We start from the raw sequence: 24414 nt of genomic DNA on the forward strand, positions 1-24414 counted from the left end.
ACTAAAAATGACAAAGCCCATACTAATAAAGCATAGGCATTTGTCATTCCCTCAATAGAATTTTGGCGATTTTCTAAGACAGGGATTTATTTATAATTTACCTTCATCCGCATAACTGTAATATGATTCGGAAGTGATAATAACATGGTCTAGTAACGATATATCCATTATTTTACACGCTTCTATTACTTTCCTAGTCATATTATCATCGCTTTGACTAGGGTTGAGGTTTCCGCTAGGGTGGTTGTGGCTTAATACAATTCCGCTCGCATTGCTTAATATCGCACTTTGAAGTATCAAACGAATATCGACAACGGTTTCAGATATTCCGCCCTCTGAAATATTGAACACGCCTAAAACTTGATTTGCTCGGTTTAGTAACAATACTTTGAAATATTCTCTAAACTCTATTGTATCAGCATCAAAGCAATTCAATAGTAATTTGTACACACTTTCGCTAGATAATACTTTCGGGCGTTCAGATGCCTTTTGTTTTGTCTTATACGACAATTTTACTTCATTTACGGTAAATAGATTTTCCATTATGATATGTTTTAAATGACAAAAGCCACTCCGTTGGTGGAATGGCTTTCGCTTGTATTTATAATTTTGTTTTATTTCTGATTAATTCTTTCTTTTAATTGACTTTTCTTGCTTCTTATTCTAGAAAAGAGTTGATATTATTAAGGTTTTAAGACAGTTTTTTCAGAGAACAAAAAATACCTAAATTTCCCTCTGTCTTTTTCTAAACCGATTCTTAAATATTTTTTGCGTGAAGGATTTATTTTTCCTTAGTCAGAGGTAGGAGGGGATATTTATCTATCTAAGCCGCCATTTATATATGATTCTTTACTTTTAATTTATGGGAAGGGGGTATTTTTTGAGGATAGGGTTATAATTGTGAATGTATCTCATGTTTTCCTATTTTTATTCCTTATTTGACTTTTCCTTAGAAAGAGGATAGCAGAAAATAATAAGAGATTTAAGAATCATTTTTATCTAGTAAAGGATAATTTTTGATTGATATTTTGAGTTATTCTTGACCGCATTGAAAGTTTCTAAAGTCTCATGTAAAATCTAATTGAATATTTTTTTTAAAATTTATGGATATTTTTATTAACTGTCAGTAATATTTTATATATTTGCACCATAGTTCTTTGAAATGTGTTTTGAAAGGAAATAACTAGGTGGAGAATTTCACTTATTGTTTAATTAAAATTAAACACCCTAAAAGGGGTTTCGGGTCAAAAGCATGAAGTCGTGATGCGTAAATATGCATCATTGTATTGATTAGTAATACATTATTATTGACTTTTGACTTGATATGCTTCAATATTATTAATGAAGCAGGAATTTTAAAGAGGTGTATAGAGAACATTGTCTACGCACTTAGGATATTTTCCTATTCTAAGAGAATTTAATGAATAAATTGCTTGGTAATTAATGAAGCAGGAACAAGTGATTTTATTAACAAACAATTAAATTCAATTATTATGTCTAGATTACAAAGACTTCAAAACATCAATGGATTGATAGAAATATTGCAATCCATTGCAAAGAACCAGTGTTCTCTTTCAGAGATGGATGTTCATTTATTAAATGAGGCGATAGCTAAATTAAATAGATTGAAAATAAAAAAAGGTTTGACTAATAAACATTATCAACTAGAAATAGTGAATATTGTTGAACTCATTTTTAAGTTTTTAACTAAATAGCTGCAAATTATGAAAACACATTTACATCCAAACATTTCTCTGACACCCTTTAATTTTTTTAATATGAATTTAGGAACAATCATAAAAAAGATGAGAAAACAACGAAGTCAAACTCAACAAGAGTTTGCCTCTAGTTGTGGTATTACTCAAACATATTTATCTCAAATAGAAAATAATAGCAAAGAACCAAATTTGTCAACCTTAAAAGAAATAAGTAAAAAACTAGACCTTCCATTGCCTATCCTTTTTTTTCTTTCCCTCACAGAAGAAGATATTGTGCCAGAAAAAAGAAAAGCATTTGAAGAATTAAATCCATCAGTAAGAACATTGATAAATGACTTCTTCAATGTTTAGCAAAATTCATTTTCCAAGTGTAATCGGCTTTGAGGAAGTTGAATTAAAAGAATTAATCAAGTTTATTGACAATCAGTATAGAGAATGGGATGAAATCAAATTTGACAAAAAAACAAATTTTCCAAAGACATACAAGGATGGCACCATTAAGAAAAGAACAATTAGACCATCAAAAGCAAAATTAAATTTGGTTCAACGAAAAACTAGAGAATTGATTTTGTCAAAAATTGAGTTACCAACAAATGTTCACGGTGGGAGAAAAAAGCATAGTAACATAACTAATGCTAAATCACATCAAGGAAAAAAATACATTCTTACTACTGATTTAAAGGACTTTTATCCATCTGTAAGCCATAAAACAGTTTACAATACTTTTATTGATTTGGGCTTTAATAAACAAAGTTCATTTTATCTGACAAGATTTACAACATGGAAAAAAGAGTTGCCACAAGGAACACCAACAAGTACAGATATTTCAAATATTATTTTCTTAAAAACTGATTTAGAGCTAATAGAACTTTGTAATGAACGCCAAATAACATATACAAGGTATATCGATGACTTAACCTTTTCTGCCCCCTTTGATTTTCAAAATTCTATTAAAGATATTATTGATATTATAAAAGCCTCGAAATTAAAAATAAGTTGGAGAAAAACAATTTATGAAGGCAAACAAACAGTTACAGGAATAATTCCTCTTTTGAATAAAATAACTGCTCCAGAGAAAATTCTTAAAAAAGTTGAAGAAGAAAAACAATTGCCAGATAATTTTTTGAAACCATATACTAATTACAACAACAACATTAAAAAAATTAGCAAACAAAAGAAAAAATAAATGTCCGGGACTTTTGCCTTATAAAATCCTCATATTTTTTAGCTAACTCTACTGTGAATTGCCATTACAGCTTCTCTCTTTGAGGAATAACTATTCCCTTTTTTGTCAATAAAACTCCATTTGTCATTCAATTTTACATCTGCTATTCCTTCGGAAAAGTTTCTAACCGATTCATATACACAAGGGATTATTTCTTTTCCCATAGCATCTATAAAACCGTATTTATATTTTAATCTAACAATTGATGAATCTTCGTCTTTGCTTAAACACTCTATTGAGTCATAAATACAAGACGTTATTTCTTCTCCTTTTATATTTAAAATCCCCCATTTATTGTTGACAGAAACAATGAATAAGTCTTTGGTATAGAATCTAGTTTCAGCATATATAAAAGGACTTAAATTATTGCCTTCTTTATCTATTAGACCATATTTCCCATTTTGTTTTGCAAAAAACACCCCATCCCCAAGCTGTACACTTTCATAGATAAATGAAACCTCTATGTTTTTCTTTTTGCAGTTCAAAATCCCATACTTACCATTCAATCCAACTATAAATATTCCATCTGCAAGTTGTCGAGAAATTCTATCATAAACAATAGGGATAACTTCCTGTCCATTTTTATCAATACATCCAACTTTTTTATTTAAAACAACAATAGCTATTCCATCTTGAAAAGATCTTCTAAGAATAAATTTTAACTTCATCTTCTCTCGTCCTTGAGGAATCTCTGTTCTTATAGGGGCATCATATATTATGGGGATATGAGTAGATACCCCGATTTTTATGGGGTCGTAAATATTGGGAATAATCAAAGTTTCAGTTTTATCAATATAGCCTATTTTAGAATCTTTCACAACTAAAGCTAAACCTTCTGAAAAAGCTCCTGCAAATTCATATTGTAAAGGAATAATGATTTTCCCTGTTTCATCTATATAACCCAATTTTCCATTTTTACCCACTAATGCTAAACCTTCTGAAAAAGGATAAATACTGTCAAAACCATCACAGATTTCTTCTCCTTCTCTTGAAATACAGCCATAATTCCAATAATAATATGCTGTACGTATAGTACCAGTATAGACTTTTCTACCAACTATTGCTAATCCATTCTTGAAAGATTCAACGTAATCGTATTTACATGGAATAACTCCTCTTCCCTTTGTATTTATAAAACCATATTTATCATCTCTTTTTACAATAGCCATCCCTTCTGAAAAAGGTTGAGCAAAATCATATATACAAGGGATTACTTCTTTACCCGTTTTGTCAATAAAGCCATATTTTTCATTTGAATCTATAACAAAAAGTTTTTTATTAAAACTTTCCTTCTCAGTATATTTCTTTAAATCTGGTTTTGAATCATCTAGAATGAAATAATCAAATATTTTATCATCTTCTTTTGATTTAGGATAATATCTTTCGGGAAATCCAAATTCATCTTCAAAATTAAAACCATAATCATGATCTACATTTGTAAGCCATTCACATATTTTCGGATTAGCATAAAAATTTATTTCTGAAATTTGAAACTCATCTTGTATGAATTTGAATAGATCATCTATTGTTTTGAATTTCTCTGTATTAGGATGCTTGTCATTAATATATCTACGTTGGTAGAAAAAACACTGCTGCTGATGTGAATATCTGAAATTTGATCGGTACTTAAAATGTAATATATAAAAGTCGATATATTCTCTGATTTGTTTATAGTTAAACTTTCTCCCCCAATCGCATTTTCTACCTAAACGGTTGAAAAAATGTTCGGCAGTATATTTAATAGTATTTTCAATAGTTTTAGTATTCTTGATAAGAACTAATATATTCCAGTTTTCTTTTGTTTGTGGAGAATTTACATTTTGATATTTTTCAATAACTAGATCAACAAAAGGAGAAAAAATTGTTCTTATAGCCTTTTTATAACATTTTCCTCTTTCTTCTGGGGTAAGTGTGTCTAAACTATCAGGACGATAATCATCTAAGCAATATTTTGTTTCTATTTTATTAAATACCTTGTTGTAACAAGTAAATGGATTGATTGTATCGGATTGATATATGTTCAAATCAATGATTGCTTTAATATCTAGTGCTGTCAATAAAGCATCCCAAGAATTTATATTAATAACAGTTGGGTCAATACAATAGAAGTTCATAGCTTTTAATTATATCAAAATGAAAATATTAAAGCAAAAATACATATAAAAACCAAAACACAACTAACCTCTAATCCCAAAGTATAAAAAATTGAGATTAGAGGTATATCAACTCTATTTTTGTATAAAGTAGGACATTTTCTGTTTTGGGGGTATATAACCAATAAATTCTAAAAAATGTCCTATCTAGAAAATATTATGAAAAACGTTTCTTTCCTAACAAATATCCTCGTTGCCCACTTACCTTAATACCGTAATTGGTTATTCTAAAGAACTCTTCTATTTTTCTTGCTGTATATGGGCTATTGTCACCGTAAGAAGCATAGATTTGTCTTAGTTCTTTCTTTATATAATTGACTGGGTATCTTCCACCCTCTTGAAAAACAGCATATACAGAAGTCATAATCGGAAATCGGTCTTTCCCGTTTTTGCTTCGATGTATAATTAAGTCTAGATTCATTTTCTTGTCTTTCATTAGATTATCTTTTGTGTAATCTTCTCCTAATTCCTCGTAAACTTCAACTATCAAGCTATCTTCTCTGTGTAATGAATCTCGAAATTCCTTAAATAATGGCTCGTCATAAACATCTTCTTCTCCGTTAAGCAAATCAAGTTGTTCGATAATCGCTAAGCGTCTTTCTTTTTTATTATCGGCTCTGCTTATTTTCAAACGGTCTTCATCGCCTAGAGGCAACGGATAATATTGATATTTCACAGTGAAATGTTCGGAAATCTCATAGGCTTGTTTTAATCTAGAGGGATATATGTAATAACTTTTTACTCTTTCTTCGTCAAAGTAGTTATCAATGGCAAAATGATTTTTATTTCCCTCGCTATCAATATATTTAGCGTAAGTAATCCGCTCTAATGCTTCTCTTAATGTTTCTCTTACTCCCTCGTTTGTTGCCGTTTTGAATAGCTGTTTGATTTGTAAATATATTTCGTGGCAACCAGCCAGATAATTTTCTAATTGTTCTGGGGTTTTATGAGATAAATATGAATTAGTATTAGAAACATGGATTATTCCACCTGTACCATTTCTGAAACGTCCTATTATTTGCACTGATTCTGTGTGTGGGTCAATCATGGAATGTTTTGCATAGAATAAATCAGAAATAATTATAACTGTCGGTTTTGTGCTTAAATCAATATCCACCGCTGAAAAGAATCTACTAGTAAAAAAGGTGTATTGTTCTAGTTTTACATTATTGTTACTGTCAAACTGTAAATTTGAATAAGCATCTGAATAGCCTAATTTTTCTAATTTATCAACACTGTCTTGCGAACAAAATACTTTGGAACAACTTTCTAGATTGAATTTTTTTATAATTGCCAGAATTGTATCTGTTGAGTTCAAGAAAATACAAATATGGTCTTTATTTTCACATCTAGTCAATATTTCTCTGAATATTGCCACAACATTATTAGTGGTTACTAATTGCATCTTCTGGGTATAATCATAATCGGGTACAATTTTGATAACTTGAAAATCTTGTTGTTCAAATCGGGGATCGCTAGGTAATATTGGAGTTGCCGAAACAAAAGCCTTGTTTTCAAAGAGGAAAAAATCTTCAATCGGTAATGCGATGCCATTACGATAATCAATATCTTTAATAATTTTGTCACACTCATCAAAAAGCAGCATATAATCTTTATAGCAATCAATCTCTAGTAATAACATTGCTCGCATGACTTTAATAAAACTTTCGGGAGTTGTCATAATCTTTTTGTATTGTCCTTTTTCCAGAGGTCTATCCAGATAGTCAATTATATTATTAGTAGATATACTTTCATATACTCCGAATAGATTATCTTGCTTGTGTTTTTTCATTTTCCCTTTGATAACAGGAACATTCGGCTCAATAATGATAGAATGACGCTTTGATTTGATTTCTAGAGTAGTTGCACCCACTCCGGGTATTGTCTTTGCTAGAATCGTATTCGTTGGAATTTCTTTCATTATATCTTCTAAAAATTGTCCTTTGCTGATTGTTTTGGGTTCTGTAGATAAATCGAAATGTAATTTATTTTTGCTCATAATTTTATCTTTTAATTGGGTGTAAGAATGGCTAGATACATAAAATGTATCTTGTCTAGATTGAAAATTGAAAGGGAGAAAGGGCAGGCAGAATTACCTGCCCTTTGAGTTAGTTGTTAAGCGTTTACATACGCTTTAAGTTCTGGATTCAAATATGGTTTGTAGATTATAACACCACGTTTGTAGTAGCTAGAGAACATCTGACCGTTAGTTGTGTAAGTCATATTCATTGTTTTGCCTTGTGACTTCTCATTTATAAACAATACATACTCGAAGTTTGTCATTTGCTTATTAAACGATTCCAAATCGTTAGCATTGATTGCGGAAATGTCAGCTGATTTTCCTCTTAAAACAGCCACGATCACATTTAAAATTCCATCATTCACTTGAAGAGAAAATTCGATTCTGTCTGTACCTTGTTTTGTTGCTTTTACCCAGAAATATGATTTACCTTGCTTATTTGTTCTAGGTTGTAAAAAGAAATAATATCCAGATTGTGCAAGTTTAGCAAATCTCTCTAACGCAGGTTGATTGCTTATCTTTATCTCTTCTACTTTTACCGTTTCTTTTACTTCGTTAAAATCAATGTTTAGTTTTAAAATAGATTCTGTCATTTTTGAATTGTTTGATACGTTAATACTGTTTTTCTCACTCACTTGATTTTTGTTTGCTTTTGTTGACATAACTTTAAAATTTAATTTGTTTGAGAACTTATTTTTACTTTGTCAAGTAAGTTGCGCAACCGTTTGACATTACAAATGTGAGGAAAAGGCAAAACGTGTCTGGGGAGTAATTAAAACCAAAAACAGGCTCAATTACTCCCAAAATATCAAAGTGGGAAGAAATGAAAGGGTAAGTTGTTATTTATAAATTAGATAAGTCGTATCTGCGAAGTGGCATATTTAATTTTTCCTCAAAGGTTTCTGGCTGTTTTTCTTGAATATTGGAAAAAGCGTTGCGCCAAGGTAAATCCCATTGAGGGGTATAACCTCGCTTTAGCATATCTTTTAACCAATCCCTAACATTGACTAGAATCAAATCATGCGGAATATTTAGGTAGTCCAGATAATCAATAATGAATTGGCAAATTTCTTCGCTTATGCGTGTTTTGGAGTTTTTAAATCTAGAATGATGGTTATAGAGTAATTGATAAGTTCCCCAAATCAGATTATTAGTTATTCGGTTGTTGAATTTTCGCCCTGCTTTACCTTTATTATCTGGTAATAGTTGATTTATCTTTTCTAGATTCAAGTCTGGGAAACGTTCTTTAAATAACTTTTCCATATCATCTAGAAACCAAGCACAAGAATTAATATCTATTTTATCTTGTTTGTAAGTTAGGGTTACTTTTGAACCTCTGTGTTTCTTAGTTTTTGATTCTAGAATGATTTTATAGAGGGATAATATTTCTGGATAAATACGATTATGTAAGACACTTTCATATTCAATGTCTAAAGCATCAATGATAAAAGATTGTTTAAATAATCCTGTATTTTCTTTGTGATAAGCATAAGACATATAAGTCAGGCACAGATATACAATATCATCATCGGTAATAACTTCTTCTTCCTCTGAATCATCATCTAGAAATATAAAATAATTACCGAATTGTTCGGACATTGATTTGTCAGTTGGAGTGGTTGTTATAAAAGTCAAGTTTTTATTTTCTCTGAATGATTGTTCATAATCAACTGTCAGAATACCGTTTTTTATTTTCTTGTATTCAATTCCGCTATTTTCAACACAATGTTTTATTTCATCAATAAACATAGTAGAATGAAAATCATAGTATTTTGCCATTAATGGCTCTGCTAGTTGCAGATATTCAGAGTTTATGTGAATGTACATGGTAATAGGATTTTCTTCAAAAATACGAAAAAGACCGCTCCAATAATGAAAACGGTCTTTGTATTTACAATCAGATATATTCTTTACTAGAGTAAATTCTTCATTGCTTCGTCAATTTGTGAGTTTTCAAAGCTGTCTAAATAGATTTGAGTAACTTTTTCAGAACTATGTCCTAAAGATTCACTAATTATAGAAGTATTGACACCAGAACGTTTTAAAACGGTCGCAAATGAATGTCTTGCAACATAGGTTGTTAAATTAATAGGTAACTCCAAATATTCTCCAATCTTTTGTAAGCATTTATTCATTTTTTTGGCAAACTTGCGAATACGGTAATGTTGTTGTAACTCTGTTTTGTGAATGCTATTGTTATATATAGGAAACAGATATTTATTGTCAGAAGTTTGATATTTTTCGATTAACTCTAAAGCCTTTGGCTGTAAAGAAAAAGAAATCGGTTTGCCTGTCTTATGTCGATTATATACAATTCGATTATTTTCTATGTTCTCTTTAGTTAAATATGCTATGTCAATAAGATTGATTCCACAACCAAGATAACTAAAAACAAAAAGATCTCGACTCAACTCTAAAAGATTGCTCTGATAGTTGTTGATTGCTGTAATGTCTAAATTGACTATTGCGTTCATATCCGACTTTGTAATGGCTCTTTTCTTTGTAACAGACTTTAGCTTACTTACCTTGAAGTCATTAAAAGGATAGTAATCTTTCTTGACAATATTATCGTCAATTGCTCTATTATATATTGCCCTCAATGCTCTGAAACGAACACCCATTGTATTTTCGGAATTGCCATTATTGCGCATCCACGATTCATATTTCTTTAACCACGCAACATCAATTTCTGAAAATAAAATATCCAAATTACCGCCAAAAGTTTTCATTGAATTAAGAGCAAACTTGAACGAATTAGCGTTGCCAATTCGCTTCTCCTTTATCATCAATTCAATTATTTGATTGAAATAATTTTCAACTGTAATCTTTTTTATTGGCTTATGAACCGACTCAATTAGTTTACTTGCAGAAAAGTCTTTTTCAATAGATTGAAACTCTAATACTTGTTTTCGATATTCGACAGATTTTTGTTCTATAATATTTAGAATCAAATCTTTATTAGGGCAGTTTGTTTTTGGCTTGTTCTTCTCAAAATCCCAATTCTCTGCTTTTACAGAGATTCCAATACTTAAATAACGTCTTTTTCGGTCTTTCGTAACACGTAGCATCAGAGGATGTTCGTTGTTTTTCAATACTTTAGACTTGTAGCAGATAACATCAATTGTTGCACTCATGGTTTACACACTGGTTTACACAACCTGTATCAAACCCACTAAAACCATACCTAAACACAATAAAAAAAGGCTCACATTTTCATGTAAACCTTTCATTTTCAAGTAGCGGGACCGAGAATTGAACTCGGGACCTCATGATTATGAATCATGCGCTCTAACCATCTGAGCTATCCCGCCATGCCTTATTAGCGAGTGCAAAAGTATGGCATTATTTTGAACTTTGCAATACTAAATGCGATTTTTTTCGATATTTTTATTAATTATGCTCAAGTTTTTCTGATTCATAGAATAGATATTATTACGTTTTCTCAGGCAAATACAATTTGCCCTACCAATTTTTAATCAACAAAAATGATAGAACGTTTTCAACCTCCGATTCGCATTATTAACAAAAAAAGCTAAAAAAGTAGTCCTTATTTTGATTAACTTTGCTTTCTTGTAAAACTGAAAAAACATAAATGAATCAGAAATATCCGTCAAGTTTGTTGGAAACTGCTGTAAATGAATTTTCCAAGCTTCCGGGAATTGGTCGAAAAACTGCGCTACGTCTCGTCTTGAATCTTCTGAGGCAAGATATGGATTCTGTAGAGAGTTTCGCTTCGGCTATTTATAACTTGAAAAAGAACGTGAAATATTGCCAGTCTTGTTTCAATATTTCGGATGAAGATATATGCCCCATCTGTTCCGATAAAAACCGGGATGCTTCTACGGTATGCGTTGTGGAAAACGTAAAAGATGTGATGGCTATCGAAAACACTTCCCAATTCAGAGGATTGTATCACGTTTTGGGGGGCATTATTTCGCCCATTGATGGGATCGGGCCTTCCGATCTGCAAATAGACAGCCTGGTAGAGCGAGTCTCGGCAGGAAAAATAAAAGAGATAATATTGGCGTTAAGCACAACAATGGAAGGTGATACCACCAATTTTTATATCTACAAGAAGCTGTCGCAGTTTGAAGGAATCCGAGTTTCCGTGATTGCCAGAGGTATTTCTATCGGAGACGAAATAGAATATGCCGACGAAATCACGCTGGGACGTTCCATCGTGAACCGCACACTTTTTAGCGAATCATTTAAAATATAACAAACCGATGGAAAAAAGCCAACTATTGGATAAATCATATAAGCAGTTAAGAATTTTTTATTTTGTCAATCTGGCAATATTGCTTGCCGGATTTGCGTTAGTAGTGTTAAACAAGCCTGCCTCAAACAACGAATATGTAGCTGTTCAGCAATTATTTATTATACTAACCATTGCGGGAATTCCGTCGGCGTTGAAATTATTTTATTGGCAATTGAAAAAAATATTAAATACAGACAACATAAACCGATATAAATCAATATATTGCATTCGGATTGCCATCTTAGATTTTCTTTTTGTAGTAAATTTGGTAAGTTTATACATTACGGGAATTATGAATTTTTCATATATGGCAATCATTACTATATTTGCACTTTTCTTCTGCTTGCCAAACGAAGATCAGCTGGAAATGGTGATGTACAGAGAGCCTGAGATGGAAGATGATGAAACAGAAAGTGAAGAACTAGAAGATTGATATAATTTAATAAAAAAACACCAAAGTATGATTATCGCTGTTGATTTTGATGGAACAATTGTAGAACATGAGTATCCTAAAATAGGAAGAGCAATTCCGTTTGCTATCGAAACTTTGCTTCAATTGCAAAAAGATAGGCACCAATTGATACTGTGGTCGGTAAGAGATGGTGATCTGTTGCAGGAAGCAGTAGATTATTGTGCAAAAAAAGGACTGATATTTTATGCCGCCAACAAAAACTATCCGGAAGAAGATGTTGCCAAAGCGTCACGAAAACTGAATGCAGACCTTTTCATTGATGACAGAAACTTGGGAGGTTTACCCGATTGGGGTGTAATATACCATGCAATAAAAGCAATGGAAAAAGGAGAAACATCCTTCGAAAAAATAATGATGATGTCGGGCGAAAGCGAAACAGGAAGAAGAAAGAAAAATTTCTTGATCCGTTTGGGCGAAATGTTCCAGAAAGACCGTTATTGAACGGGGTAATATTATAAATGTATTTAGAAAATTCAATATTAAAACTCAGGGCAGTAGAACCTGAGGATTTGGATGTTTTGTATAGTTGGGAAAATATTTCCAGCCTATGGAAACATGGCAACACTCTTGCGCCTTATTCTAAACTGAGTTTACGGCAATATATAAACGATTCGCTGTCGATGGATATATTTCAGAGTCGGCAGTTGCGGCTGATGGTTGTCCTGAAAAATTCGGGAGTCGCAATAGGCACGGTCGACCTCTACGATTTTGACCCGCACAACGAGAGGGCAGGTATCGGCATATTGGTCGACGAAAACCATAGAGGGCAAAAATATGCGTCAGAAATTTTGCAGATTATACAAGATTACGCATTCAATTTTTTACATTTGCACCAGCTTTATGCACATATAGGCACAAACAATGAAATCAGCATCAATCTTTTCAGCAAGGCAGGTTATAAAGAAGCCGGCAGGCTGAAAGACTGGGTGAGCACTGATAAGAAAACTGAATATGAAGATGTTTTGGTTATGCAATTGTTTGCATGTGAGTGATATACAATGATTGAAGATATAAAGAAAGCATGTGAGGTGATGATGTCGGGCGGGATAATCCTGTATCCGACGGATACTATATGGGGCATTGGCTGTGATGCGACAAACGAGTCTGCCGTTAGAAAGGTTTATGAACTGAAAAGACGGACAGACAGTAAGGCTTTGATTGTGTTGCTCGATAATCCGGTGAAATTGGATTACTATATATCGGATGTTCCCTCCATTGCGTGGGACCTGATAGAAGTTTCGGATAAGCCTTTAACTGTTATATATGATGGTGGGCGAAACCTTGCTCCAAACCTGATTGCCGAAGATGGTAGCATAGGCATACGCATTACGCAGGAAAAATTTTCACAGGAACTTTGCCGAAGGTTCCGAAAAGCAATTGTATCTACATCTGCCAACATAAGCGGAGAGGCTTCGCCCTCCAATTTTGATGAAATAAGCGACGAAGTGAAAAAAGGTGTGGATTATATAGTAAATTACAGGCAAGATGACTCTACTTCTCACAAATCTTCGAGCATAATAAAACTCGGAAAATCGGGAGAAGTGCAAATTATAAGAAAGTAAAAGAAGATGAAATGTTTTTTTAGTTTATTCGTGTTTTTATTCGTTTATGTAGTATCTGTCTTTTCGCAAGGCGGCCATGTAGAAATATTCGAAGAAAAAAACCGTTTTGGGTTGAAGCACAATAATAAAGTAACAGTAAAGCCGAAATATGAAGATATAAATCACATTTTCACCAGATATTTCAGTGCCACCCAGCAAGGAAAAGAAGGTGTGATTGACATCAACGGACGTGAGATTGTGCCTTTCGAATACGATAAAATCAGTTCGTTCAGGGACGATATGTTTCTTGTTAATAAAGGAAATAAATTGGGACTTGTAGACAACCTGAACACAACTGTATTGACGGTCAATTTTGAGAGAATTGAACCTTTGGATGATTTTTTATATACAATCACCCAGAACTCGAAGATAGGCATCATGAGCAAGTTTGGTTCGATGAAGCAATATCCTGTCTTTGACAGTATAGAACCATTTAGCGACCACCTGTATATGGTTAGTTCGGACGGAAAATACGGACTGATGGACAATTCGGGTGAAATGGCTCTGGACATTGGTTTTGGACGTATAACTCCATTCAGAAGTTCGTATTATAAAGTGGAAAAAAATAATAAATGGGGAATTATTGACAATACGGGAAAATTGTTGGTTGATTACTTGTACGATTCTATCGAAGAATCCGATTACGGATTGATCAAGATCGAAAAAGCGAACAAAATAGGGTTCATAACCAACAGTTTCGAGGTAATACCTCCTGTTTACGACAAAGTGATGTTTTATCAGCCCAATTTGGGAGTAATAGCCCTGAAACAAAACAACAAGTGCGGTTTCATAACCAAATCGGGGGTTATTGTTCCTCCTATCTACGACAACCTTAGCCGTTTTGCTTCCGACGGAAAAGCGATGGTTGAGAAAAACGGACGCCTGATGAAAGTCGATCATAAAGGACGGGAATTAGGTTTGTAGAGTATCGAATGGGTAGATGAGCAAAATATTAGGGTAATTTTTAGAAATGTTTAATAGAGAAAAAATACAGAAGTTTTTTATATGGCGAAATAAGCATGTCAAGGAACAGCACTTTTTGGTGTTCCTCAGTTTTCTGGTTGGTATTCTTACCGCTGTTGCGGCACTTATACTGAAGGCACTTATTCATGGTATTCAACATCTTCTGACACACAATTTTGAAGAAACACAGGCAAACTACCTGTATCTTTTATATCCTGTTTTGGGTATTCTGATAGCCGGACTGTTTGTGAAATATATAGTAAAAGACGATATCAGTCATGGGGTTACAAAAATATTGTATGCTATTTCGCAACGAAAAAGTTATATAAAACCTCACAATATGTATACGTCCATTGCTGCCAGTTCCATAACCATTGGTTTTGGGGGATCGGTTGGAGCTGAGGCTCCTATCGTACTGACGGGAGCTGCCATCGGTTCAAATCTGGGCAGGGCATTCAGGATAGAACAGAGGCACTTGATGTTGCTTATCGGATGTGGTGCTGCGGGAGCCATCGCAGGTATATTCAAAGCACCCATAGCCGGATTGGTGTTTGTGATAGAGGTGCTTATGCTCGACCTGACAATGGGTACCATTCTTCCTTTGCTTGTGTCGTCGGTTACGGCAGCCACTTTTGCATACCTGACAACAGGTACGCAAGCCATGTTTAAGTATGCTCATGCGCAACCGTTCGATCTGGAAAGGATTCCTTATGTAATAATACTCGGATTGTTTTGCGGTCTGGTTTCGCTCTATTTTACACGGGCGATGAATTGGATAGAAAATATTTTCAGAAAATTGAACTACTGGCAAAAATTTGCCTTGGGAGCCAGCATTCTGAGTATCCTCATATTCTTACTACCACCTCTTTATGGTGAAGGGTATGATACAATAAATTCTCTTCTTAGCGGTATGATAAATACCGAAAGCATTATGGATGGTAGTTTGTTCTATCCGTTTAAGGACACACGATGGGGAATAGTGGTTTTTCTGGCATCCGTTCTATTATTGAAGGTTTTTGCTTCCAGTTCTACCAACGGAGGAGGAGGAACCGGGGGGATTTTTGCACCCACTTTGTTTCTTGGTGCTATTGCCGGATTCATATTCTCGTATGTGGCCAATGGTATGAATTTGACGGGAAGCATTTATCTTCCGCTCGATAATTTTGCCCTGATGGGTATGGCCGGAGTTATGGCCGGGGTTATGCATGCTCCGCTTACGGGCACGTTTCTGATTGCCGAACTGACCGGAGGGTATGAGCTTTTCTTACCTCTGATGATTGTATCTATGATTTCTTATGCCACAATAAAATTGTTCGAACCTCATAGCATTTATGCCATGCGTCTGGCTAAAAAAGGAGAGTTAATGACTCATCATAAAGACAGGGCGGTATTGACTCTCATGTCATTAGGTTCATTGGTGGAAACTGAATTTCAGACTATTAAACCTCAAATGACTCTGGGCGATGTGGTGAAAGTGATTTCATGTTCGAGCCGTAACGTTTTACCCGTAGTGAACGACGAGGGTAAATTGCTTGGAGTGGTGTTGATTGATAATATCCGAAACATAATGTTCAGACCCGAATTATATGATCGTTTTAAGGTTCATCGTTTCATGACTGCGCCTCCTGCTGTGATCAGGATAAAAATGAGTATGAAAGAAATTATGGATCTGTTCGACAGAACCAAGGCTTGGAATCTTCCCGTTACGGACGAATCGGGTGTATATTTGGGTTTTGTATCAAAATCCAGTATTCTGAACGCTTACAGGAAAGTATTGGTCGACAATTTTTCGAAAGACAATTAAATTCAGTCAACAGTCAACAAGACTATTTCAGATCCAATTGCCTGATAGAGTTGAAATCAATCTGATTTACAGCCTCCTCTACATTTATCCACTTGAAGTCTTTGAGCATTTTCTCAAATTTAGGATAAGCATTTTTAATGCCATAATACGATTTAAAGTACCTCATATTCGACAGATATTTGAAGCGGGGTTGCTTATAGTCGAAATCACGCATGTGAAGGTACGTCATATTATAGTCGGACTTGTTCATTAGTTTCTTTATCTGTGAGTAAGGGAATAAACGGAAATAGCCACCACCTCCGAATACGAAATCTTTTCCCATAACTTTTCCCATGTTGATAGGAAACTCCTTTATCCGATATTCTTTGTATTTTATCAGGGTTGGTTTTGCCTCTCCAAAGGAAGGGAATCCTCCAAAACTGCGGGTTGTGGGAAAGATTGAGCAATCGTTCTCTATTCCGTTCTTAGCCAAGACCTCAAACGCCCAGGTAGCATCTTCCGAAATAGTAAATGCTGGGGCACGGAAAGAAACCACTTTCTGACCAATTACATTTTCAATGCTATCCAATGCTATGGCTAAATCCAAGTTAAAGGATTCGGGAGTCATTTCCCTGACAAAGAAATGCTTGTCGCTATGGCAAGCAATTTCATGTCCTCGTTGTTGTATTTTTTTGATAATCTCAGGATAAGTCCGGGCAATCCATCCAAGACAAAAAAATGTGGCTTTTGTCTCGTTTTCGTCCAATTTGTCAAGAACCTGAGGCAGATACAAATCTATTCGGGGAGGATAGTCTAACCATTTATCTTCCGTAGAGAATATATCGAAATGATACCATTCTTCTATATCAAAAGTAAGTATATTCATTTGTTCAGTTGTTCTCATATCGTATCCAGATCAATTAGTTGAAGAAAAATATCGTCTTTTTTCAAAGTGGCAATCTCTCCTGTCAAATCTTTGAATACCAGATTGAAAGGAGGACGTTTAATGAACGAAGGCATATTCAGGTAGAAGCCTTTTGACGTATCGGCACCTAAACCGATATAAAGATTCAGAGGACGAAAACCTAAACTTTTTGAAGCCAAACTTGCCGGATTTCCGGACAACTGTGCTTTCGACAATGTTTTTGCAAAAAAAGATATTGGCGTGGAAATGGTTCTCTTTCCATCGAAACAATACTTGTTGGTGGGATTCATTAACCTCCACTTATATTGCTCTTCATCCCAGCACTTATAGCAATTAAAACTTTTATCGGGATAAATGTTTTTACCAAAACCTACTTTAACCGATAGTTGGGATATAAGATAGAATCCGAAATACTTGAGAAACGCATGGCTGCTATTGGCATTGGGCACTGCAATCATAAATTCGAACCCGTTTTGGGTTGCGCTCTCAATCGTTTTTTCTCCTACCAGGGTGAAAAGTTTCTTTCCCCTGTACTGATTGTTGGTTCCAACATTGATACACAACAATCCTTTCCTAACCCGTCCCGATATGCTCAATTGTATGGGTAGTCCGGCAAAATGGGAAACAATCTTATCACCATCCCATGCATTAAAACCAAACATTTCCCCCAAGGGGTTCCGAGTATATTGCCACCTTACAAAGTCGAGAGTGAATTTCTTATTTTTAGGAAAAGTTTCTTTCAGGAACCGAGTTATATCAACTAACGCTTTATCATCTACCTCAATTCTTTTTAGGGAATATTCCATATTTGACTTTAATTCAAAGATAAATATACCTCAAAAATAAGAAGAATTTTTGGTAAATACTTTCTATTTTACTGCGCTTTTTTCAATTCTTCAATTTTTTCTCTTACTTCCTGATCTCCGGGTTCCAGTTCGGCTACTTTCTCAAAGTCTTTGAGGGCAGCAGCTTTGTCGCCGTATACTTCATAAGTCAAGCCTCTGGAGTAGTATGTGCCGGATGGGTTTCCTTTTTCAAGTTCTATCGATTTGGTGAAGTCTGCAATGGCTTCATCTTTTTTGGCAAGGAAGAAATATAAAGATCCTCTATTGTAGTATGCCGTGGCATTTTCGGGCTTCATCTCTATAAGTTTGTTGTAAGACTTCATTGCATTGTCATAGTCTTCCAATTCTTCATAAGCACTACCCAAATTGTTGTATGTCATATAGAAATCAGGGTTGAGCTCTGTTACTTTTACGAAATCCGCTACTGCTTCCTTATATTTTTTTTCGTGATAATAAGCTGTTCCCCTGTTGTAGTACGACTCCCAGTGATCAGGATTGAGTTTCAACGCCTGATTGAAGGCTTCGATAGCCGCTTTGTCGTCTCTGTTATCGGCAGAGGCAACTCCTAAACTAACAAAATAAGAGGACTGAGACTGATCTCTTTCCACAGCTTTTTTGAAAAAATTGGCCGCCGATTCATATCTTTTTTGCCTGTGATATATAGACCCGATGTTAAAGTATGGCTCTGCCATGTCGGGATTATATTTGATAGCTTGATTAAAATCGCTGATGGCACCGGGAAAGTTGGACGAAACGAAATAAATTCTGCCTCGGTTATTATACGCTTCGGCATTGGTTGAATCTATTTCAATGATTTTGGTAAAATCGGCAGCTGCTTGTCCCAATTGGTTTATATTTGTATAGATCAGGCCTCTTTTCATATAGGCCTCTGTGCATGTTTTATCTTTTTTTATTAAGTCGTTCAGCGTTTTTATAGCGCCCTTGGTGTCGCCTTTACTGTATGCCAGAGAAGCCCTTTCTATCAATGCGTCATTAACACTATTTAAAGTTCTTTCTTGAGAATGACTTGTAAGATTGATACAGAATATTCCGATTAGGAAGATCAATAATTTCTTCATTAGTTTAAAATTTATTACTTTTTGATTTTTTAGTATTCGTATGTCTGAGCAAAAAGTTAAAAATACTTTTATGCAAAAATAATAGAAAAAATGTAAAAAAGTGAGATTACATTCAAAATAAATCTACCCTTTCATTTTATTGTTCGAAAGGTAGACTCTAAAAATGTTTTCCTGAAAAAGATAAACTATTTCTTATTTGAAGAAACCCGTAGTGCATTTAGAAAATAAACGATAACTAGCTGAAAATAATATATATTTGCATTGTCATCCTGAGTAAAACGAAGGATCTGGATTGAAAACACACAGATTTTTCACTTCGTTCAAAATGACAAAACGGATATAAATCTTATAACAAATGAATTAACATCAAAATCTTAAATGCACTACGGGTTTATTAGAAGAATATTATATCAATGATAGTCTTTTATTTTTATTTTCGACAGATCAATCGGGGTTGCAACTATTTCTGAAAGAGGATTGTGATATTTCATTTTACCCGAAAACTTAATCTCTAAATTGTCTATTCTACATTCTTCGGGCAATTGGCAAGGATACATTTCTATTCTGGTATTTTCATCCGGATAGTTCGTTTCAATCAAGTACACATCGTCTGAAAGGAATCTTGATTTTACAATTCGTCCGTTCATTTCAACAAAAATATGCTCTGTCTTCAAATCCGAATAACAATCTGTTGCCGTATAAGTTATCTCAACAAAACCGTCTTTTTCTTCCGGCAACACTTTTTCTTCACACCCCGATAAAGCCACAATACATGCCAGTAGCGACACTATTAGAAATAAATATTTTTTCATCACCTTTTTTGTGTAGTTGTAAGTTCTACACAAAGTTATGATATTTTGTTTATTTTCAATTGTATCGAATCAATTTTATTCTTGTTGATGTAAGAAAGTGCACCTTTTTCGTTTGGATTAAAATAAAGGAAACTATTGAAAGACATCACTATTTTTATTAATTTTGAAGTCCAAAACAATTTTTCACCCAATATATGAAAATCCGGATCAAATATATGTCGAAAATATTAGGCATACTATTTGTAATGGGGTTATTGACTATACAATTGGTTAATGGACAGAATATTGTAAAAGAGTCAATAACAAGCGATTCTGTATTGTCAGACACAAGCAAGGTTTATCTTGCAGTTGAACAAATGCCCGAATATCCCGGAGGGTTTGTAGAGATGATGAAATATATCTCCCAAAATCTAAAATATCCCGCCATTGATATTGAAGATGGCATAGAAAGCCACTTTATTGTCAATTTCGTTGTGAATGAAGATGGTACCATAAGTGACATAGATGTCACCAAACCTATAAACAGAAAATTGAAGGAGAATTGCACAGAGCTGATTAAGGCTATGCCAAAATGGACTCAGGGAAAACAGAACGGACAAAAAGTGAAAGTCCGCTACACATTACCAATAAACATACATTTGAAAAAGTAATGGAGATTGCTCCAAATAAAATAACAACTACGTAAGGTGGAAATAAATAAATTACAAAAAATATTCGATGCACATCCCAATATCTCGGCAAGTGTATCAACGATAAAAAAACATAAAAATACTCAGATAAAAGGTCTGCTAGGCTCTTCACAAGCCATGTATGCGGCATCTGTATTCGACAGGATAGACAGTTGCTTTCTGTACGTCTTGGAAGATGCCGAAAGCGCAGGGTATTTTTATCACGATCTGGTTCAGATATTGGGTGGCGACAAGGTTTTATTCTTCCCGTCGGCATATAAGAGAGCGATAAAATACGGGCAAATTGATGCGGCTAACGAGATTCTCAGAACTGAGGTTTTGAGCGAACTGCAAACAGAAGAGCATCACAGAATAATTGTTTCATATCCGGAGGCTCTGGCAGAAAGGGTTATATCGAAAGAAACACTGAAAGACAATACCTTACGCATAAGCGTAGGTGAACAGGTTGATACACAGTTCATATCGGAAGTCTTGGATTCTTACGGATTCGAATACACCGATTATGTGTACGAACCGGGGCAATATGCCATTCGGGGAAGTATTATTGATGTGTTTTCGTTCTCTAATGAATTTCCGTACCGTATCGACTTTTTTGGCGATGAAGTGGAAACTATCCGGACTTTCGATGTGGAAAGCCAATTGTCGAAAGAAAAATTGAATTTCGTTCAGATTGTTCCCGAAATGAGAAAATCGGGCTTGCAAAAAGAATCGTTTCTCAACTTATTGCCCAAAAACTCAATCATCGGATACAAAGATTATTCATGGATACAAGGCAGATTAAATTTTATTTATCACGACGATCCTTTGCTCGATAACCCCGAATATGTATCGGATATAAAAAGTGAACTTATTTCGGAAGCCGAATTTACTCAAAAAGCAGACGATTTTAAACATATTGTTCTGGGTAATAGCGTCAATCTGCCCGATGCAAGCATTGATTTTCAGACCAGATTGCAGCCGCTATTTCATAAAAATTTTGATCTGGTGAGCGAATCTTTCCACAATTTTCTGGACAATGGCTATCAGATATATATTCTCAGCGACAGCGAAAAACAGAACAACCGCCTGAAAGCAATATTTGAAGACAAAGGCGATGATATTCAATTTACACCCGTCAACAGGACGTTGCACGAAGGATTTTCGGACGATACTCTCAAAATTTGCTGTTTTACGGATCATCAGATTTTCGACCGTTTTCATAAGTATAACCTGAAATCGGAAAAAGCCCGTTCGGGTAAAATCGCTCTTTCGCTGAAAGAGATAAAGCAGTTTCAGATAGGCGATTACATTGTCCACATAGATCATGGGGTTGGCAGATTCGGCGGATTGGTTCGTTCCGACATTAACGGAAAAATGCAGGAACTGATCAAATTGACATACCTGAACAATGACACTATTTTCGTGTCGATTCATTCGTTGCATAAGATTTCGAAATACAGGGGAAAGGATGGCGAGCCACCTCGTGTGAACAAGCTGGGAACGGGAGCTTGGGAAAGAATGAAGGAAAAAACAAAATCGAGAGTAAAGGATATTGCCCGCGATTTGATTCTTCTCTACTCGAAGAGGAAACAGGAGAAAGGATTTAGTTTTTCGCCCGATTCTTTTATGCAAAACGAACTGGAGGCTTCTTTCATATACGAAGATACCCCCGACCAATTGAAGGCAACACAGGATGTGAAAGCCGATATGGAAAACGAAAAACCTATGGATAGGTTGGTTTGCGGAGACGTTGGTTTCGGTAAAACGGAAGTTGCCATACGTGCTGCATTTAAAGCAGTGGCTGATAATAAACAGGTGGCAGTGCTTGTTCCTACAACCGTTTTGGCCTCGCAGCATTATCATACGTTCAAAGACAGGCTTAAGGATTTTCCTTGCCGTGTCGATTATATCAGCAGGGCAAGAACAACAGGGCAGATTAAGCAAATATTAAACGACCTGAAAGAAGGTAAGATAGATATTCTGATAGGAACTCACAGGCTTGTGAGCAAGGATGTACAGTTTAAAGACTTGGGCTTGCTAATCATTGATGAAGAGCAGAAATTTGGGGTTGCTGTGAAGGAAAAATTGAAACAAATGAGAGTCAACGTAGATACGCTGACCATGACAGCTACGCCAATTCCCCGCACATTGCAGTTTTCGCTGATGGGAGCACGCGACTTGTCGTCTATAACGACTCCTCCCCCCAATCGTTATCCGATTCAGACAGAGCTACATACATTCGACAGCGAAATCATAAAAGAAGCTATAAATTTCGAAATGAGCCGCAACGGGCAGGTCTTTTTCATTAACAACAGGATAAATAACCTTCCGGAACTGGTAGGCATGATAGAAAAAGAAGTTCCTGACGCCAGAGTAGCCGTTGGCCACGGACAAATGGATCCTAAAAAATTGGAGGAAATTGTAACCGATTTTGTTGATTACGAGTACGATGTATTAATTGCCACATCCATTATCGAATCGGGGATCGATATTCCTAATGCAAACACGATAATTATAAATAATGCACATCATTTCGGATTGAGCGACCTACATCAACTCAGGGGGCGTGTAGGACGGAGCAACCGCAAGGCATTTTGCTACTTGTTGTCGCCTCCGCTTCATTCTATAAACCCCGAATCGAGGCGTAAACTGCAAGCCATCGAAAATTTTTCGGAACTTGGTAGCGGTATAAACATAGCCATGCAAGACCTTGATATTCGTGGTGCAGGAAATATGTTAGGTGCAGAGCAAAGCGGCTTTATTGCTGATTTAGGCTACGAAACTTATCAAAAAATTCTGAACGAGGCCGTCAATGAGCTTAAAAATGAGGAATTTGCAGACCTGTACAGGGATACTCAGAACAACAATAAATTTGAAGGTGACGATTTTGTGCAGGATGTAACAGTGGAGAGCGATATGGAGCTGTTGTTTCCGGCAACTTACATTCCCAACGACTCGGAAAGAATTACTATCTACCGCGAATTGGACAACATTCAGGATGAATCCGATTTGCATACTTTTGTCATTCAGCTTGAAGACCGATTCGGGAAAATACCTAAAGAAGGGCAAGAGTTGATAAGGATCGTGAAACTTCGCCGATTGGCAAAATCCCTTGGTATGGAGAAAGTTGTCTTGAAAAACGGAGTAATGAACCTGTTTCTTGTGCCCGACCCGGATTCTCCTTATTATCAATCAAATTCTTTCGACAAGCTGCTCACTTACATACAGAGGTTTCCCCGAAATTGTGAATTGAAAGATAAAGACGGAAAGCGTTCTATACGAATCAAGCATATTCCGAATGTTGAAACTGCCTGCTATATATTGGAAGAAATTAAAAACATAGCGTAACATAGCTTGCATAACCATTTTGTTATCCTTCCGTATGGATTTTATGATGATCAAATTAAGATTAGCATTAAAATCTTAGATGCACAGCATTCGAAACAAACAACTCACAATCAACCACATATGACTTTATTGTGAAAATTTGACCTTTTACCTAATTAAGATTTGAATTATTATTTTACCTTTGCGACAGCTTTGTTCCTACATTTATAGGATTGAAAGGGAATCAGGTGAAAATCCTGAACAGACCCGCTGCTGTAAGCTCTTTTCGGTTAGAAGTTAACAATTATCAGTTAACAATAACGTGAAAAAGTCTTTGAACAAAATTAAAAACCACTGACGGACAGTCGTCAGTTATCAGAATCGACTCTTTTGTTGACTGTTAGCTGCTCACTTTTAACTGAATGTTGGGAAGGATATTCGAAGATGGAGTAAGTCAGAAGACCTGCAAAGTTTTAGTTTTTAAACGCTTTCGAGGAATAAAGCTGAAAACTGTTTTGAACACCAGGTCCGAAAAGACTATCTCTTCAAACGGCTATCAATTTGG

21 protein-coding genes, 1 tRNA gene and 1 riboswitch are annotated in these 24414 nt (G+C 35.0%); of the genes, 11 read left to right on the forward strand and 11 right to left on the reverse strand.

What is annotated here, in order from left to right; all coding sequences use genetic code 11:
- Positions 1-90 precede the first annotated feature (90 nt).
- Entirely contained in the window at positions 91-543 is a 453-nt protein-coding gene (locus tag D0T56_RS06565) for a RadC family protein (protein ID WP_163319338.1), read from the reverse strand.
- A 1181-nt stretch (positions 544-1724) separates the two neighbouring features.
- Between D0T56_RS06565 and D0T56_RS06570 the strand changes: the two genes are divergently transcribed.
- Together D0T56_RS06570 and D0T56_RS06575 are read left to right on the forward strand one after the other, a co-directional pair.
- Entirely contained in the window at positions 1725-2069 is a 345-nt protein-coding gene (locus D0T56_RS06570; protein WP_163319339.1) for a helix-turn-helix domain-containing protein, read from the forward strand.
- Complete coding sequence (locus D0T56_RS06575) at positions 2050-2904, forward strand: reverse transcriptase family protein (protein WP_221412337.1); 855 nt, start codon at positions 2050-2052, stop codon at positions 2902-2904. The genes D0T56_RS06570 and D0T56_RS06575 overlap by 20 nt, the downstream gene beginning before the upstream one ends.
- Positions 2905-2942: 38 nt before the next feature.
- On the opposite strand, the gene D0T56_RS06580 is transcribed toward D0T56_RS06575, so the two are convergent.
- The 6 genes from D0T56_RS06580 to D0T56_RS06605 form a co-directional block, all read right to left on the reverse strand.
- Complete coding sequence (locus tag D0T56_RS06580; RefSeq protein ID WP_163319341.1) at positions 2943-5057, reverse strand: WG repeat-containing protein; 2115 nt, start codon at positions 5055-5057, stop codon at positions 2943-2945.
- A gap of 196 nt (positions 5058-5253) precedes the next feature.
- On the reverse strand, positions 5254-7095 hold the full coding sequence (locus D0T56_RS06585; protein ID WP_163319342.1) for a hypothetical protein: 1842 nt from the start codon (positions 7093-7095) through the stop codon (positions 5254-5256).
- A 116-nt stretch (positions 7096-7211) separates the two neighbouring features.
- Positions 7212-7778: a hypothetical protein gene (locus D0T56_RS06590; RefSeq protein WP_163319343.1), complete on the reverse strand. Its 567-nt coding sequence runs from the start codon at positions 7776-7778 to the stop codon at positions 7212-7214.
- A 181-nt stretch (positions 7779-7959) separates the two neighbouring features.
- Positions 7960-8895: a hypothetical protein gene (locus D0T56_RS06595; RefSeq protein WP_163319344.1), complete on the reverse strand. Its 936-nt coding sequence runs from the start codon at positions 8893-8895 to the stop codon at positions 7960-7962.
- Between the two features lie 134 nt (positions 8896-9029).
- Entirely contained in the window at positions 9030-10250 is a 1221-nt protein-coding gene (locus D0T56_RS06600) for a site-specific integrase (protein ID WP_163319345.1), read from the reverse strand.
- Positions 10251-10353: 103 nt separating this feature from the next.
- A tRNA-Met gene (locus D0T56_RS06605) sits at positions 10354-10427 on the reverse strand.
- A gap of 281 nt (positions 10428-10708) precedes the next feature.
- Between D0T56_RS06605 and recR the strand changes: the two genes are divergently transcribed.
- Genes recR through D0T56_RS06640 form a run of 7 tightly spaced genes read left to right on the forward strand, consistent with a single transcriptional unit; the run spans position 10709 to position 16214 of the window.
- Positions 10709-11335, forward strand: coding sequence for a recombination mediator RecR (recR, locus tag D0T56_RS06610; RefSeq protein ID WP_163319346.1), 627 nt, complete (start codon positions 10709-10711; stop codon positions 11333-11335).
- A 7-nt stretch (positions 11336-11342) separates the two neighbouring features.
- Positions 11343-11807 (forward strand): hypothetical protein, encoded by a 465-nt coding sequence (locus D0T56_RS06615; protein ID WP_163319347.1) that lies wholly within the window; start codon positions 11343-11345, stop codon positions 11805-11807.
- Positions 11808-11834: 27 nt separating this feature from the next.
- Positions 11835-12287 carry a BT0820 family HAD-type phosphatase gene (locus D0T56_RS06620; RefSeq protein WP_163319348.1) on the forward strand — a complete coding sequence of 151 codons (453 nt, stop codon included), beginning with the start codon at positions 11835-11837 and terminating at the stop codon, positions 12285-12287.
- A 17-nt stretch (positions 12288-12304) separates the two neighbouring features.
- Complete coding sequence (locus D0T56_RS06625; protein ID WP_163319349.1) at positions 12305-12838, forward strand: GNAT family N-acetyltransferase; 534 nt, start codon at positions 12305-12307, stop codon at positions 12836-12838.
- A 6-nt stretch (positions 12839-12844) separates the two neighbouring features.
- Positions 12845-13408: an L-threonylcarbamoyladenylate synthase gene (locus D0T56_RS06630; protein ID WP_163319350.1), complete on the forward strand. Its 564-nt coding sequence runs from the start codon at positions 12845-12847 to the stop codon at positions 13406-13408.
- Between the two features lie 6 nt (positions 13409-13414).
- Positions 13415-14371: a WG repeat-containing protein gene (locus D0T56_RS06635; protein WP_163319351.1), complete on the forward strand. Its 957-nt coding sequence runs from the start codon at positions 13415-13417 to the stop codon at positions 14369-14371.
- A 46-nt stretch (positions 14372-14417) separates the two neighbouring features.
- Positions 14418-16214 (forward strand): chloride channel protein, encoded by a 1797-nt coding sequence (locus D0T56_RS06640; RefSeq protein ID WP_163319352.1) that lies wholly within the window; start codon positions 14418-14420, stop codon positions 16212-16214.
- Between the two features lie 22 nt (positions 16215-16236).
- Here the strand turns inward: D0T56_RS06640 and D0T56_RS06645 are convergent, their stop codons facing one another.
- From D0T56_RS06645 to D0T56_RS06660, 4 genes are all read right to left on the reverse strand, one after another.
- Complete coding sequence (locus D0T56_RS06645) at positions 16237-17097, reverse strand: polysaccharide deacetylase family protein (RefSeq protein ID WP_221412338.1); 861 nt, start codon at positions 17095-17097, stop codon at positions 16237-16239.
- A complete protein-coding gene (locus tag D0T56_RS06650; protein ID WP_163319353.1) occupies positions 17094-17924 on the reverse strand; it encodes a GNAT family N-acetyltransferase in 831 nt (276 codons plus the stop codon). The genes D0T56_RS06645 and D0T56_RS06650 overlap by 4 nt, the downstream gene beginning before the upstream one ends.
- Positions 17925-17992: 68 nt before the next feature.
- Positions 17993-19042 (reverse strand): tetratricopeptide repeat protein, encoded by a 1050-nt coding sequence (locus D0T56_RS06655; RefSeq protein ID WP_163319354.1) that lies wholly within the window; start codon positions 19040-19042, stop codon positions 17993-17995.
- A gap of 410 nt (positions 19043-19452) precedes the next feature.
- Complete coding sequence (locus tag D0T56_RS06660; RefSeq protein ID WP_163319355.1) at positions 19453-19854, reverse strand: hypothetical protein; 402 nt, start codon at positions 19852-19854, stop codon at positions 19453-19455.
- Positions 19855-20069: 215 nt separating this feature from the next.
- Between D0T56_RS06660 and D0T56_RS06665 the strand changes: the two genes are divergently transcribed.
- Together D0T56_RS06665 and mfd are read left to right on the forward strand one after the other, a co-directional pair.
- Positions 20070-20504: an energy transducer TonB gene (locus D0T56_RS06665; RefSeq protein ID WP_163319356.1), complete on the forward strand. Its 435-nt coding sequence runs from the start codon at positions 20070-20072 to the stop codon at positions 20502-20504.
- Positions 20505-20540: 36 nt separating this feature from the next.
- A complete protein-coding gene (gene mfd, locus D0T56_RS06670) occupies positions 20541-23870 on the forward strand; it encodes a transcription-repair coupling factor (protein ID WP_163319357.1) in 3330 nt (1109 codons plus the stop codon).
- Between the two features lie 175 nt (positions 23871-24045).
- A riboswitch (cobalamin riboswitch) is annotated at positions 24046-24335 on the forward strand.
- The last annotated feature ends 79 nt before the right edge of the window (positions 24336-24414 follow it).

The sequence above is a fragment of the Dysgonomonas sp. 520 genome (genome assembly GCF_010501095.1).
In the GTDB taxonomy this organism is placed as follows: Bacteria; Bacteroidota; Bacteroidia; order Bacteroidales; family Dysgonomonadaceae; genus QVMP01.